Raw genomic sequence first — 13,109 nt, 5'->3', positions numbered from 1 at the left:
TTCGCTTGCCGGGGCGACCCGGCTGAACGGAAATGTTGCTAAAGGTGCGGGCCCGCCGCCCACCCTTCACGGAAGGGCGGCAGGCTCGACGTCAGATCTCTTCGATGCTGCTGGCGTTCGGACGCCGGGACAGGTCGATGCCGAGCTCCTCCGCTGCGCGGTAGACCTCGTCGTCGTTCTCCTTCATGTCGATGGAGACGCCGTCCGAGGAGAGCACCTCCACGTTCAGGCAGAGCGACTGCATCTCCTTGAGGAGGACCTTGAAGGACTCCGGGATGCCCGAGTCGGGGATGTTCTCCCCCTTGACGATCGCCTCGTACACCTTGACGCGTCCGGGGACGTCGTCCGACTTGATGGTGAGGAGCTCCTGCAGCGTGTAGGCAGCGCCGTACGCCTCGAGGGCCCAGACCTCCATCTCGCCGAACCGCTGGCCACCGAACTGCGCCTTACCACCCAGCGGCTGCTGCGTGATCATCGAGTACGGACCCGTGGAGCGTGCGTGGATCTTGTCGTCGACGAGGTGGTGCAGCTTGAGGATGTACATGTAGCCGACCGCGACCGGGTCCGGGAACGGCTCGCCGGAACGCCCGTCGAACAGGCGCGCCTTGCCGTCGCCACCCACGGTGCGCTCGCCGTCACGGTTCGGCAGCGTGGCCGAGAGCAGACCGGTGAGGGTCGTCTCCGGGACACCGTCGAACACGGGCGTCGCGACCGGGTTGCCGGCCGGCGACGACGCGGCGATGGCCGGGACGTCGTCCCGCCAGGACACGTCACCCTCGGCGAGCTGGATGTCCCAGCCCTGCTTGGCCACCCAGCCGAGGTGCGTCTCGAGGACCTGGCCGACGTTCATGCGGCCGGGCACACCGAGCGGGTTGAGGACGACGTCGACCGCGGTCCCGTCGGCGAGGAACGGCATGTCCTCGACCGGGAGGATCTTGGAGATGACGCCCTTGTTGCCGTGGCGGCCGGCGAGCTTGTCGCCGTCCGTGATCTTGCGGCGCTGCGCGATGTACACGCGGACCAGCTCGTTCACGCCGGCGGGCAGCTCGTCGCCGTCCTCACGGCTGAACGTGCGGACCTCGATGACCGTGCCGGACTCGCCGTGCGGGACCTTGAGCGACGTGTCGCGGACCTCGCGCGCCTTCTCACCGAAGATCGCGCGGAGCAGCCGCTCCTCCGGGGTCAGCTCGGTCTCGCCCTTGGGCGTGACCTTGCCGACGAGGATGTCGCCGGCGCCGACCTCGGCACCGATGCGGATGATGCCGCGCTCGTCCAGGTCCGCGAGGACCTCCTCGGAGACGTTCGGGATGTCCCGGGTGATCTCCTCCGGGCCGAGCTTGGTGTCACGCGCGTCGACCTCGTGCTCCTCGATGTGGATCGAGGACAGCACGTCGTCCTGCACGAGGCGCTGCGACAGGATGATCGCGTCCTCGTAGTTGTGGCCCTCCCACGACATGAACGCGACCAGCAGGTTGCGGCCGAGCGCGAGCTCGCCCTCGTCCGTGGCCGGGCCGTCGGCGAGCACCGAGTTGACCTCGACGCGCGCGCCGGTGTCGACCAGCACGCGCTGGTTGTACGAGGTGCCCTGGTTCGAGCGACGGAACTTGGCGACGCGGTACGTCGTCGTGGTGGCGTCGTCGTTGGCGACGACGATCAGGTCCGCCGACACCTCGGTGACGACACCCGGCTTCGTCGCGACGATGACGTCGCCCGCGTCGATGGCCGCGCGACGCTCCATGCCGGTACCCACGAGCGGGGCCTCGGAACGGACCAGCGGGACGGCCTGGCGCTGCATGTTGGCGCCCATGAGGGCACGATTGGCGTCGTCGTGCTCGAGGAACGGGATCAGGGCCGTGGCCACCGACACCATCTGGCGCGGGGAGACGTCCATGTAGTCGACGGCCTCGCCGGCGACGTACTCGATCTCGCCACCCTTGACGCGGACCAGGACGCGGTCCTCCTCGAAGGCACCGTTCGCCTTGAGCGGCGCGTTGGCCTGCGCGATGACGTGGCGGTCCTCGTCGTCGGCGGTCAGGTAGTGGACCTCGTCGGAGACCTTGCCCTTGATGACCTTGCGGTACGGGGTCTCGACGAAGCCGAACGGGTTGATCCGCCCGTACGTGGCGAGCGAGCCGATGAGGCCGATGTTCGGGCCTTCCGGGGTCTCGATCGGGCACATGCGGCCGTAGTGCGACGGGTGGACGTCACGGACCTCCATGCCGGCGCGGTCGCGGGACAGACCACCCGGGCCGAGCGCGGACAGGCGACGCTTGTGCGTCAGCCCCGCGAGCGGGTTGTTCTGATCCATGAACTGCGACAGCTGCGACGTGCCGAAGAACTCCTTGATCGACGCCACCACGGGGCGGATGTTGATCAGGGTCTGCGGCGTGATCGCCTCGACGTCCTGCGTCGTCATGCGCTCGCGCACGACGCGCTCCATCCGCGACAGGCCCGTGCGGACCTGGTTCTGGATGAGCTCGCCGACCGCGCGGATGCGACGGTTGCCGAAGTGGTCGATGTCGTCGGGCTCGACGCGGATGTCGACGGCCTCGCCGGCACGCGTGCCCGGCAGGGTCGGCAGGTCGATGTGCAGCGACGCGAGGTACTTGATCGTGGCGACGACGTCGTCACGCGAGAGCACCGAGTCCGCGAGCGGGACGTCCAGGCCGAGCTTCTTGTTCAGCTTGTAGCGGCCGACCTTCGCGAGGTCGTAGCGCTTCGGGTTGAAGTAGAAGTTCTCGATGAGCGCACGGCCGGCCTCGACCGTGGGCGGCTCGCCCGGGCGGATCTTGCGGTAGAGGTCGAGCAGCGCCTCGTCCTGCGTCTGGACGTGGTCCTTGTCCAGGGTGTCGATGACGGCGGGGTAGTTGGCGAACTCCTCGCGGATCTCCGCGTCCGTCATGCCGAGCGCCTTGAGCAGCACCGTGGCGTTCTGCTTGCGCTTGCGGTCGACGCGGACGCCGACGTTGTCGCGCTTGTCGATCTCGAACTCGAGCCAGGCACCGCGGCTCGGGATCACCTTGGCCGTCAGGACGTCCTTGTCGGACGTCTTGTCGGCGGTGCGCTCGAAGTACACGCCGGGCGAACGGACGAGCTGCGACACGACGACGCGCTCCGTGCCGTTGATGATGAACGTGCCGCGCTCGGTCATGAGCGGGAAGTCACCCATGAAGACCGTCTGGCTCTTGATCTCACCGGTGGTGTAGTTGACGAACTCCGCCGTGACGAACAGCGGCGCGGCGAAGGTGAAGTCCTTCTCCTTGCACTCCTCGGCCGTGTACTTCGGCGGCTCGAAGCGGTGCTCGCGGAACGACAGCGACATGGATCCGCCGAAGTCCTCGATAGGCGAGATCTCCTCGAAGATCTCCTCGAGACCAGCGGTCTCGGGAACGTCCTGCCGACCGGCCTCGAGGGCCGTGGCCACACGGGCCTGCCACTTCTCGTTGCCGAGCAGCCAGTCGAAGCTCTCCGTCTGCAGACCGAGCAGGTCCGGGACCTCGAGGGGCTCGTGGATCTTGGCGAAGGAGATACGGCGAGAGGCGGTGCGGTTCGCGATGGCGTCGGCGGTCGGAGCAGAAGGGGTGCGCGAGGCAGCCAAAAGAGGGGTCCTTCCCAGCGGATCGAGTGCACGCTGCACTGGTCCTGGCTAGGCGCGATCCCCCGGCCGGCGAGCCCCACGACGTCGTGTATTGACGACGAAGGTGGGCTCGGGTTATACGGGATCGCGGGCACAGGCCAGCGCAAAGCGCTAGCATACTCGGCCGCAGGGTCAAAGTCCACCCGGCATCGACACCTCCTGGCGCTACCCGACAAGTCGGGCGACGGACCATGAGGCGTCCGGTACGAACGGGCGGCTCCGCCCGCACGGCGACGACGTTGGCGCCGCGCACATGGTGGCACACGCGGCGGCACCGCGAAAAGTCCATCCCCCATCCGGACCGGGGCGACGACGCGACGAGGCCCGCCTCCCTGTCGGGGGGCGGGCCTCGTGCGCGAGCTGCGATCTACCTCCGTACGACCGGCTGACCGGTCCGCACGGAGGCGGTGATCACTTGAGGGTGACGGTGGCGCCAGCGGCCTCGAGGGTCGCCTTGGCCTTCTCGGCGGCCTCCTTGGTGACGCCCTCCAGGACGGCCTTGGGGGCGGCGTCGACGACGTCCTTGGCCTCCTTCAGACCGAGGGACGTCAGGACGCGCACCTCCTTGATGACCTGGATCTTCTTGTCGCCGGCAGCCTCGAGAACGACGTCGAACGAGTCCTTCTCCTCCTCGGCCTCGACCTCGGCAGCGCCGCCGCCGGCGCCGGGGGCGGCCGCGACGGCGACCGGAGCAGCAGCGGTGACCTCGAAGGTCTCCTCGAACGCCTTCACGAACTCGGAGAGCTCGATGAGGGAGAGCTCCTTGAACGCGTCGATGAGCTCGGTGGTGGTGAGCTTCGCCATGATGGCGGTTCCTTCCGATCGATGCCCGGCGGCCGGTGCGGCCGACTGGGCTGACTTCTGACGGGGGTACTGATTGCCTGGAGCCGGGTGGCTCAGGCAGCGACCTCGGTCGACTCCTCCAGCTTGAGCCGGAGAGCGTCGACGGTGCGTGCAGCCTGAGCAGCGGGGGCGGTGAACAAGTAGGCCGCCTGGAACAGCGAGGCCTTGAACACGCCGGCAGCCTTGGCCAGCAGAACCTCGCGGGACTCGAGGTCCGCGAGCTTGGTGACATCCGCAGCGGTCAGGGCGCGTCCGTCGAGGACACCACCCTTGATGACCAGTGCGGGGTTCGCCTTGGCGAAGTCACGCAGTCCCTTGGCCGCCTCGACCGGGTCACCGGAGACGAAGGCGATCGCCGACGGGCCCGTGAGCGCGTCGTCGAGGCCCTCGAGGCCGGCATCCTTGGCCGCGATCGCGGTCAGCGTGTTCTTCACCACGGAGTACGTTGCGTTGCCGCTGAGCGCCTTGCGCAGCTTCTTGAGCTGAGCAACGGTGAGCCCGCGGTACTCGGTCAGCACGGCCGCGTTGGAGTCACGGAACAGGTCCGTGAGCTCTGCGACAGCGGCTGCCTTGTCCGGCCTCGCCATGGCAATCCTTCCGATGGTGGTGCCACCGGTCGTCACGCCCCACAAACGAAAGAGCCCCGCGCAGGCGCGGGGCTCGTCAGGCAGGTCGGCGCAAGCCGAACCATCCGGGAACACTCACCTGCGCTGGCCTCCGCTGCTGCGGGACTTCGGGCGATCGGGCGTGAGCACTGCGTGCGCACGACACGGTCGACGACCGGCGGTCTTTGGGTCCTCCCAGAGTACGGCACGCTCGGAGGGCGACCAAATCCGGCCTCAGGCGGCACCGTGCGCGCTGAACGTGCACCAGTTGACGTACCCGCCCGGCGTCTCCCGATCGATCAGCCCACGAGCGGTGTGCAGCGCGCGCGCCATGGTGTCACCGGCCGCCAGCCCCCGGTGCAGGGCGACCATGAGGTCGACCGCCTCCACGTCGGGGATCGCCGCGACGCTGGCGACGACACCCGCCGTGCCCTGGGCGAGCATCGCGCTGACGAACCCGAGCACCTCTCCCCCGGCGTAGGCGACGTCCGCACCGGCGTGGCACGACGCCAGGACCAGGCGGCGTGGCGCGACGCCGGCCGTGTGCAGCTCCTGGACCGTCACGGGGCCGTCCGCCAGCTCGAGCGAGGAGAACATGGGGTTGTCGGCGCGCAACGAGCCATGGCACGCGAGGTGTCCGAGGTCCGCGTCGGCCAGGAGTGCCGCGACCGGCGCGGCAAAGCTCTGCTGCGACGCCACGACCTGCGCGTCGGGGTGCACGGCGCGCAGCGCGTCGACCTCCTCCTGGGCGCCCGCCAGGCCGGGGCCTGCGACCAGGACCGTCCGTCCGCCGCCGGTCGGCCCGGTCTCGAGCGTGCGCATCCAGAACGTCGCCGACGGGGCGAGCGCCAACGGACCGTCGTGCAGAGCCGACCACGGGATCCCGTGCAGGCGGCCGACCGGGACGACGACGAGCTCGTCGGTCGGGTTCAGCGCGAGCGGCTCCACGACCATCCGGCGCAGGCGCGCGACCCGGATGTCCGCGCTCGCGCGCGCGGCGGCCGCCGTCGCCGGGCTGTGGGGGTTGGCGAGTCGCCGCAGGGCGAAGAAGAGCGAGCGCAGCTCGGCGCTCACGTCCAGCTCGTGCGCGAGCTCGACGACACGTGCGCCGTGCGGTTCGACGACGACGGCCACCAGCCGGCCGTCGAGACGTCCGTACTCGACGAGAACGCGCCCGGCGAGGGCCTCACGGATCCGCCCCAGGGTGGGCACCGATCTCGCGCCGGGCCGCCGGACCGTGACGGCCACCATCCACGCCGACGAGCGGTCGAGCGGCGCCGTGCCTCCCGTCGCGAGGGATCCCGCCCTCGTCGGTGCGCGCGGCTCGCCTGCCGGGGCCGTGCCGCCCGGCTCGTCCCGAGGTCGGAGCCGGCCGAGGTCGTCGTCGAGCACCGGCAGGCGGGTCAGGAGCGCGGCGGCCCTCGTCCGCTCCATCCAGGCGAGGACGCGCGCGGGCGAGCCGCCCTGCAACGCCACGCCCAGACCGATCTCCCCCAGCTCGGCGCCGTGGCCCGACGCCAGGGCTCGCAGCTCCATCGTGGGCAGGCTCGACCGGTGGACCGCGAGATCCCGCAGCCCGGACCGGCACGCCGACATCGTCGCCCTCGAGTCGCCTCTGATCCGAGCACCCAAGGCCTCGGCCACCCGGCCCCGGATCCGCACGAGGACGGGTCCGCTCGGCGCGAGGCTGCTGGCGCGGGCGAACTCGCGCACGGCCACGGAGTCCCGGCCGGACTCCGCGGCCACCCGACCCGCGACGAGGTGCGCGTGGACCGCCCCCGTCCGGCTGCCCGCACGCTCCAGACGTGCGGCGGCGCGACGGACGACATCCAGCTCCGCTGCGCCGACAGGTCCGGCAGACAGCTGCGCCTCGACACCGATGAGGCGCGCGCGGTCGCGCCACCCCGTGCGGCGCTGCCGCTCGAGGACGGTCGCCGCCTCGTCAGCGGTCTCCCGAGCGGTGTCGAGGTCGCCCTCCAGCAGGCAGATCTGCGCGAGGCGGAGCTGGGCCTCGGCCCCCATGAACGGGACGTTCGCGGCGCCGAACTCGTCGACGGCACGCACTGCCGCAGCGCGCGCCTCGGGCAGCAGACGGAGGTCCGCCATGGTGTCGGCGTACTCCGCGTAGTACTCCCCCAGGGGGAGGCCGGCGTCCGCGTAGATCTGTGCGGCGGCCTCGAAGTCGCGCAGGCCGCGTGCCAGCTGACCTGACTGGACGGCGATCCAGGCGCGGCTCTGGATGGCCGGCGCGGCCGCGGCGGGTCCGAGCTTGCCCGCCACCGCGACCGCCTGGTCCGACCGACGGATCGCCTCCGTGTGACCGCCGCGCTCGGCGACGATGAGGGCGAGGTTGTTGAGCAGCTTGTAGCGGTCGGTGTCGGTGAGGCCGGGAAGGTCGACCAGGCCGCGGTACTGCGACTCCGCACGGTCGAGGAGGCCGGCGTTGTGGTCGAAGGTCGCCCGCTGCGCCCGGATGTGCAGGAGGACCCCGCGTCGGTCGCCGCCCGTGCCGTCGGACGCTCCCTCGACGGCGACGAGCGCCGCATCGAGGTCGCGGCGGGCGGATGTGACCCGCCCCATCTCCTGCCGGACCGCCTGGCGGGTCATCAGGAGGTGTGCCTCGAGCATGCCCAGGCCGTGCCGCCTGCTCACGCGCAGCGCCTCGCCGAGGAGCCGCTCGGCCGTCGCGTGGTCCCACGCCGACCGGCGCGCCCACGCCAGAGCACGAAGACTCCACGCGAGCGCCTCGGGATCTGCCATCCTCCGAGCCAGGGCAACTGCGGCGAGAGCATCCGGCTCGCCTCGGCGGGGGTCCGTGCTCACCACATCGAAAAGTGCCCGTGCATGTATCACGAGCGCGGCCGGCTGCTCTAACACTGGAGACCGGTCGACGCTCGAGGACTGGGCGCTCGAGGGCCGCGGGTACACACCTGCGGATTCTAGGCGGACGAAAGGGACTGAAACGTGACGAACCCCGGCGACGACGGACAGCCTGGCCTGCCCTTCGGCAGCGACTACGCGCCCGACGAGGCGGCGCCCCAACCCGGTGCCCGGGTGCGGCGACGCGTCCAGCGGCAGATCGAGGAGCTCTCGACCAACCGCACCAACCCCGTGTCGCAACGTCAGCTCGTCCGCGCTGTCAGCAGCCGCTACCAGGAACGACGGGGCCGGCGGCTCGACACGGTCGCCGACGCTCGCGGGCTCGACGTGCTGCTCGTCGCCGACGAGATCCTCGTGACGGAGCAGACCTGGGCCGACCCGGGTGCTCGTGGCTACCTGGAGCGTCAGGGGCTGAGCGAGGCCGAGCTCGGGTGTCCCGACCTCGAGAGCCGTCTCGTCCGGCTCGTCACGTCCGAGGAACGGACCGCGCAAGAGCTCGACGACGTCGCCACCGAGCTGCGGAGCCGCGGGTTCGCCGCCTCGCTCACCCACATCACGCCCTGCTCCCCGGTCATCAAGTCCCGCAGCCTGGGTGGACCAGCGCCCGCCGAGAGCCTCGCGCCCTGGGCGGAGTATCCCGTCGTGGACGCCGGCACGGGCGCCGTGGCACGGGTCGCTGTCATCGATACCGGCATCGCCGGTGCCCCGCGGACCGACGGCTGGCTAGAGTCCGTCGAGCGGCACCACCGGGACGACCCCACCACCCACGGCAACGACGCCAACGTCGACCTGCTCGACGTCGACCCGCACGACGGGTTCCTCGACTTCTCGGACGGCCACGGGACGTTCGTCAGCGGCATCGTCGCGCAGGTGGCGCCGTCGGCCGACATCGCCGTGTACCGCGCGCTGAAGGGTGGGGGCGCGGGCAGCGAGCTCGACGTCGCCTGCGCCATGGTCCGGGCGGTGAAGGCCGGCGCCCAGGTGCTCAACCTCTCCCTCGGGTGCCAGACGCGTCATGACCAGCCGTCCCTGGCGATCGCCGCCGCCCTCGACTGGATCAGCGAGTTCGAACGGGTCCACGGTGCCGAGGTCGTCGTGGTCGCGGCCGCCGGCAACTACGGCGACACCGCACCGGTGTGGCCCGCGGCGTTCCGTCGTGTCGTCTCGGTCGCCGCCGTGTCGAGCGACCTGCGCCCCACGCCCTGGTCGAGTCGCGGCTTCTGGGTCGACTGCTCGACCATCGGCGAGGGCATCCTGTCCACCTTCGTCGAGGGCACCGAGTCGTACGAGTTCACGGGCGAGCCCGACACCTTCGGCCCGAACTCCTTCGCCCACTGGAGCGGTACCTCGTTCGCCGCCCCTCAGGTCGCCGGTGCCATCGCCCGAGTGATGCACGAGCACGGGCTCGGCCCCCGCGAGGCGCTCAGCTGGCTCATGGTGCGGGGTCGCGCGGTGCCCGACTTCGGCCAGGCGCTGAACATCCTCCCCGGCGTGTGAGCCTCCAGACGAAGCGGGTAATCCTCCGGACAAAGACCCCGTGGAGCGACATGATGAGGGAGGGAAGAATGCGCGGATTTGGGAGGGATTGCGTCATGGAGACAGAACCTGACCTCGACTCGTACCGGACGTGGGGGACGACCGCGCTCGTCACCGGAGCCCTCGGGGGCGACGAGCAGGCCTGGAACGAGATCGTCCGTCGCTACGCACCTGCCGTCCTCGCCCGCGTCCGGCAGTTCCGCCTCACCCCCGACCTGGCCGAGGACGTCGCGCAGACCGTCTGGCTCAACCTGCTCGAGAACCTCGACAAGCTCCGCGAGCCCAAGGCGCTGCCCGGCTGGATCGCCACCACGGCGCACCACGAGTGCATCCGTGTCACCACGCGCAACCGTCGATCGATCCCCGTGGACCCGCAGGCGGGCAAGCTCGACGGCCAGCTGGTCGTCGATCTCGACGAGGACATCGACCGCATCGAGCGGCAGCGTGTCCTGCGAGAGAGCCTGGAGGAGCTCAGCGACCACCAGCGCGAGCTCCTCATGCTGCTGGTGGACGACCCTCCGCTGCCCTACGCGGACATCGCACGACGGCTGGACATCCCGGTCGGTTCGATCGGTCCCACCCGGGGCCGAATCCTGGCGCGGCTGCGGCAGACAGCCGCGATACGCAACTACGTCGCGGCGAACGTCGCCGCATTCGGGGAGGAGGGTCACAGTGTCCTGGCACTCGAGTGACGGCGCGAACGGAACCGACGGGGGCATGTACCCCGCGGTCAACTGGTCCGACGACGATGCGCTGGCCGCAGAGCTGGCCGACGCGCTGATCGAAGGACCCCTCTACGACCGCGTGCTCGCCGGCGCGGCGATCGCCTTCCGCACGCATCGTCGGATGGTGGCGGACGACGACCAGCTGGACTTCATCCTGCTCTCGCTCGTGCACGACTCCCGGATCACGGGCGACGTGGTCGGCGTGCGCGACCGGACCGGTGGCGCCGCACGGACCCTGGTCTTCCAGGGCGACGATCTCGGCGTCGAGGTGGAGGTCCAGCCGGACGCCATCGACGGTCAGCTCATCCCGCCGCGACCCGGCCAGATCACCGTGCACGCCCCGGAGGGCGTGGTGACGACGGTGGAGACGGACGAGGTCGGGTGTTTCCGCGTCGAGCTCGAGGCCGGCGGCCTGCTGCGCCTGGAGTGCAAGAGCGCGGGGAGCAGGTGCGTCACCGAATGGTTCCCCTGGTGATCTGATCGAACGAACGACGAAGGCCCGGTCCGCAGGGGGGACCGGGCCTTCGTCCTGCAGGAGGGCTACCGTCAGGCGGCGTCGTCCTCGAGCAGGTTCCGCGTCTTGTTCTGGTCGACGAGGATGCCGGGGCCGTTCGTCGTCGAGAACGTCGCCTTCGCGATGTAGCGACCCTTCGAGGCGGACGGCTTCAGACGCAGGATCTCGTCGAGCGCGGCGGCGTAGTTCTCCACCAGCGCGGTGTCGCTGAACGAGGTCTTGCCGATGATGAAGTGCAGGTTCGCGTGACGGTCCACGCGGAACTCGATCTTGCCGCCCTTGATGTCGGACACGGCCTTGGCCACGTCCATCGTCACGGTGCCGGTCTTCGGGTTCGGCATGAGACCGCGCGGCCCCAGGACCTTGCCCAGTCGACCGACCTTGCCCATGAGGTCGGGCGTCGCGACAGCGGAGTCGAAGTCGGTGTACCCGGCTGCGACCTTGTCGATCAGCTCGTCGCCACCGACCTCGTCGGCGCCGGCCGCACGGGCCTGCTCGGCACGCTCGCCCGTCGCGAAGACGATGACGCGGGCGGTCTTGCCGGTGCCGTGGGGCAGGTTGACCGTGCCACGGACCATCTGGTCCGCCTTGCGCGGGTCGACACCGAGGCGGAAGGCCACCTCGACGGTCGCGTCGTACTTGGTGGTGGACGTCTCCTGCGCGAGCCGGACAGCTTCGAGGGGGGTGTAGAGGTGCCCCTCCTCGATCTTCTCGACCGCGGCGCGGTACGCCTTGCTGTGCTTAGCCATGTGCTTGTTCTCCTGTCGTGGTCAGTCGGGCCGTTCAGGCCCTTCCACAGTTCTCGGCGAGCCGGGATCGGCTCGCCGGATGTTGCTGGCTGGTCAGCCCGCTGCTCTTGCTTCTCGGGCTGACCTGCGCTCACACTCCGGCAGGACTCGCTTCGCTCGCCCTACCTACGCGTTCGCTCCGCTCAGCCCTCGACCTTGATGCCCATCGAGCGGGCCGTGCCGGCGATGATCTTCTCGGCCGCGGCGAGGTCGTTCGCGTTGAGGTCCTCGAGCTTGGTGCTCGCGATCTCGCTGACCTGCGCCTTGGTGAGCGTGGCGACCTTCACGGTGTGCGGCGTCGGGGAGCCCTTGGCCACACCGGCGGCCTTCTTGATGAGCTCAGCGGCCGGCGGCGTCTTCGTGATGAAGGTGAACGAGCGGTCCTCGTACACCGTGATCTCGACGGGGATGACGTTGCCGCGCTGCGCCTCGGTGGCCGCGTTGTACGCCTTGCAGAACTCCATGATGTTGACGCCGTGCTGACCCAGCGCCGGACCGATCGGCGGCGCAGGAGTGGCCGCGCCGGCCTTGATCTGGAGCTTGATCAGGCCGGTGACCTTCTTCTTCGGGGGCATTGCTACTTCCGTTCGTGTCGTGGGCCGACGCCGTGGGCGATGACCCGGTTGCAGTGCTCACCCCGCAGACGCGGGGAAGCGTCAGTCAGATCTTGGCGACCTGGCTGAAGGACAGCTCGACCGGGGTCTCCCGGCCGAAGATGGAGACGAGGACCTTGAGCTTCTGGTTCTCGGCGTTGATCTCGGAGATCGTGGCGGGCAGCGTGTCGAACGGGCCGTCGGTGACGGTGACCGACTCGCCGACCGTGAAGTCGACCTTGATCTGCGAGGCGGCCTTCGCGGCGCCGGCGGCCGTGGTCGGCTGCTTGGGCTCCAGCGACGGAGCGAGCATCGAGAAGACCTCGTCGAGCGTCAGCGGCACGGGCTGGTGCGTGTGGCCGACGAAGCCGGTGACGCCCGGCGTGTGCCGGACGGCGCCCCACGACTCGTCGGTGAGGTCCATGCGGACCAGGACGTAGCCGGGGATCCGGACGCGCTTGACGACCTTGCGCTGCGCGTTCTTGATCTCCACGACCTCTTCCATGGGGACCTCCACCGCGTAGATGAAGTCCTCCATGTTCAGGCTCTGGCGACGGTTCTCGAGGTTCGCCTTCACGCGGTTCTCGTAGCCCGCGTAGGAGTGGATGACGTACCAGTCACCGAGCTGGCTCCGGAGCTGCGCCTTGAACGCGGCGACCGGGTCCTCCTCGACGTCGGGCTCGTCCTCGGCCTCGTCCTCGGGATCGACCTCGTCAGCCTCGGCCTCGTCAGACTCTGCCTCGTCGGCGGCAGGCTCAGCACCCTCGTCGGCCGGCTCGTCGCTCTCGGTGGCGTCGGCGCTGACATCCTCGGCTGAGGCGTCCTCGACAGCCGACGACTCGACGGCCTCGACCGACGCGATGGCGTCCTCGAGCTCCGCCTCGGCGCCCGTGGTGGGCTCCTGCGACTCCTGCGACACGTGCGAACCTGCTTTCTCCTGCGTGTGCGCCCCGGCGTGCCGGGGCGGTGGGTGCTCGACCCGGGTGGG

The 13,109-nt window shown here is 70.2% G+C and carries 10 protein-coding genes; 3 read left to right on the top strand and 7 right to left on the bottom strand.

Features of this window, described 5'->3' with window-relative positions; genetic code table 11:
- Positions 1 to 91: 91 nt before the first annotated feature.
- From rpoB to ASG23_RS09035, 4 genes are all read right to left on the bottom strand, one after another.
- Complete coding sequence (rpoB, locus tag ASG23_RS09050) at positions 92 to 3,598, bottom strand: DNA-directed RNA polymerase subunit beta (RefSeq protein WP_056023390.1); 3,507 nt, start codon at positions 3,596 to 3,598, stop codon at positions 92 to 94.
- Positions 3,599 to 4,048: 450 nt separating this feature from the next.
- Positions 4,049 to 4,441 carry a 50S ribosomal protein L7/L12 gene (rplL, locus tag ASG23_RS09045; protein ID WP_056023387.1) on the bottom strand — a complete coding sequence of 131 codons (393 nt, stop codon included), beginning with the start codon at positions 4,439 to 4,441 and terminating at the stop codon, positions 4,049 to 4,051.
- Positions 4,442 to 4,533: 92 nt separating this feature from the next.
- On the bottom strand, positions 4,534 to 5,067 hold the full coding sequence (gene rplJ, locus ASG23_RS09040; RefSeq protein WP_056023384.1) for a 50S ribosomal protein L10: 534 nt from the start codon (positions 5,065 to 5,067) through the stop codon (positions 4,534 to 4,536).
- A gap of 252 nt (positions 5,068 to 5,319) precedes the next feature.
- Entirely contained in the window at positions 5,320 to 7,845 is a 2,526-nt protein-coding gene (locus ASG23_RS09035; protein WP_056023381.1) for a CHAT domain-containing protein, read from the bottom strand.
- Positions 7,846 to 8,049: 204 nt separating this feature from the next.
- Between ASG23_RS09035 and ASG23_RS09030 the strand changes: the two genes are divergently transcribed.
- The 3 genes from ASG23_RS09030 to ASG23_RS09020 all read left to right on the top strand — a co-directional run bounded on the left by ASG23_RS09030 (position 8,050) and on the right by ASG23_RS09020 (position 10,701).
- Positions 8,050 to 9,462, top strand: coding sequence for a S8 family peptidase (locus ASG23_RS09030; protein WP_056023378.1), 1,413 nt, complete (start codon positions 8,050 to 8,052; stop codon positions 9,460 to 9,462).
- Between the two features lie 95 nt (positions 9,463 to 9,557).
- On the top strand, positions 9,558 to 10,193 hold the full coding sequence (locus tag ASG23_RS09025; protein WP_056023375.1) for an RNA polymerase sigma factor: 636 nt from the start codon (positions 9,558 to 9,560) through the stop codon (positions 10,191 to 10,193).
- The gene (locus tag ASG23_RS09020; RefSeq protein WP_157465595.1) at positions 10,174 to 10,701 is read left to right on the top strand and encodes a hypothetical protein; all 528 of its coding nucleotides are present in this window, start codon (positions 10,174 to 10,176) and stop codon (positions 10,699 to 10,701) included. The genes ASG23_RS09025 and ASG23_RS09020 overlap by 20 nt, the downstream gene beginning before the upstream one ends.
- Positions 10,702 to 10,772: 71 nt before the next feature.
- Here the strand turns inward: ASG23_RS09020 and rplA are convergent, their stop codons facing one another.
- From rplA to nusG, 3 genes are all read right to left on the bottom strand, one after another.
- Positions 10,773 to 11,489 carry a 50S ribosomal protein L1 gene (gene rplA / locus ASG23_RS09015; protein WP_056023368.1) on the bottom strand — a complete coding sequence of 239 codons (717 nt, stop codon included), beginning with the start codon at positions 11,487 to 11,489 and terminating at the stop codon, positions 10,773 to 10,775.
- Positions 11,490 to 11,671: 182 nt separating this feature from the next.
- On the bottom strand, positions 11,672 to 12,103 hold the full coding sequence (gene rplK / locus ASG23_RS09010; protein WP_056023364.1) for a 50S ribosomal protein L11: 432 nt from the start codon (positions 12,101 to 12,103) through the stop codon (positions 11,672 to 11,674).
- Positions 12,104 to 12,188: 85 nt separating this feature from the next.
- Positions 12,189 to 13,040: a transcription termination/antitermination protein NusG gene (gene nusG, locus ASG23_RS09005; RefSeq protein WP_056023362.1), complete on the bottom strand. Its 852-nt coding sequence runs from the start codon at positions 13,038 to 13,040 to the stop codon at positions 12,189 to 12,191.
- Between the last annotated feature and the right edge of the window lie 69 nt (positions 13,041 to 13,109).

The sequence above is a fragment of the Cellulomonas sp. Leaf395 genome (assembly GCF_001424125.1).
GTDB lineage: Bacteria > Actinomycetota > Actinomycetes > Actinomycetales > Cellulomonadaceae > Cellulomonas.
This window is presented reverse-complemented; position numbering and strand designations above follow the sequence as displayed.

What these genes read in the sequence shown, in the direction of transcription:
- ASG23_RS09035 (WP_056023381.1), bottom strand. Translation starts at nt 7,845, where the DNA reads ATGGCAGATCCCGAGGCGCTCGCGTGGAGTCTTCGTGCTCTGGCGTGG.
- rplK (WP_056023364.1), bottom strand. Translation starts at nt 12,103, where the DNA reads ATGCCCCCGAAGAAGAAGGTCACCGGCCTGATCAAGCTCCAGATCAAG.
- rplJ (WP_056023384.1), bottom strand. Translation starts at nt 5,067, where the DNA reads ATGGCGAGGCCGGACAAGGCAGCCGCTGTCGCAGAGCTCACGGACCTG.
- rplL (WP_056023387.1), bottom strand. Translation starts at nt 4,441, where the DNA reads ATGGCGAAGCTCACCACCACCGAGCTCATCGACGCGTTCAAGGAGCTC.
- ASG23_RS09025 (WP_056023375.1), top strand. Translation starts at nt 9,558, where the DNA reads ATGGAGACAGAACCTGACCTCGACTCGTACCGGACGTGGGGGACGACC.
- rplA (WP_056023368.1), bottom strand. Translation starts at nt 11,489, where the DNA reads ATGGCTAAGCACAGCAAGGCGTACCGCGCCGCGGTCGAGAAGATCGAG.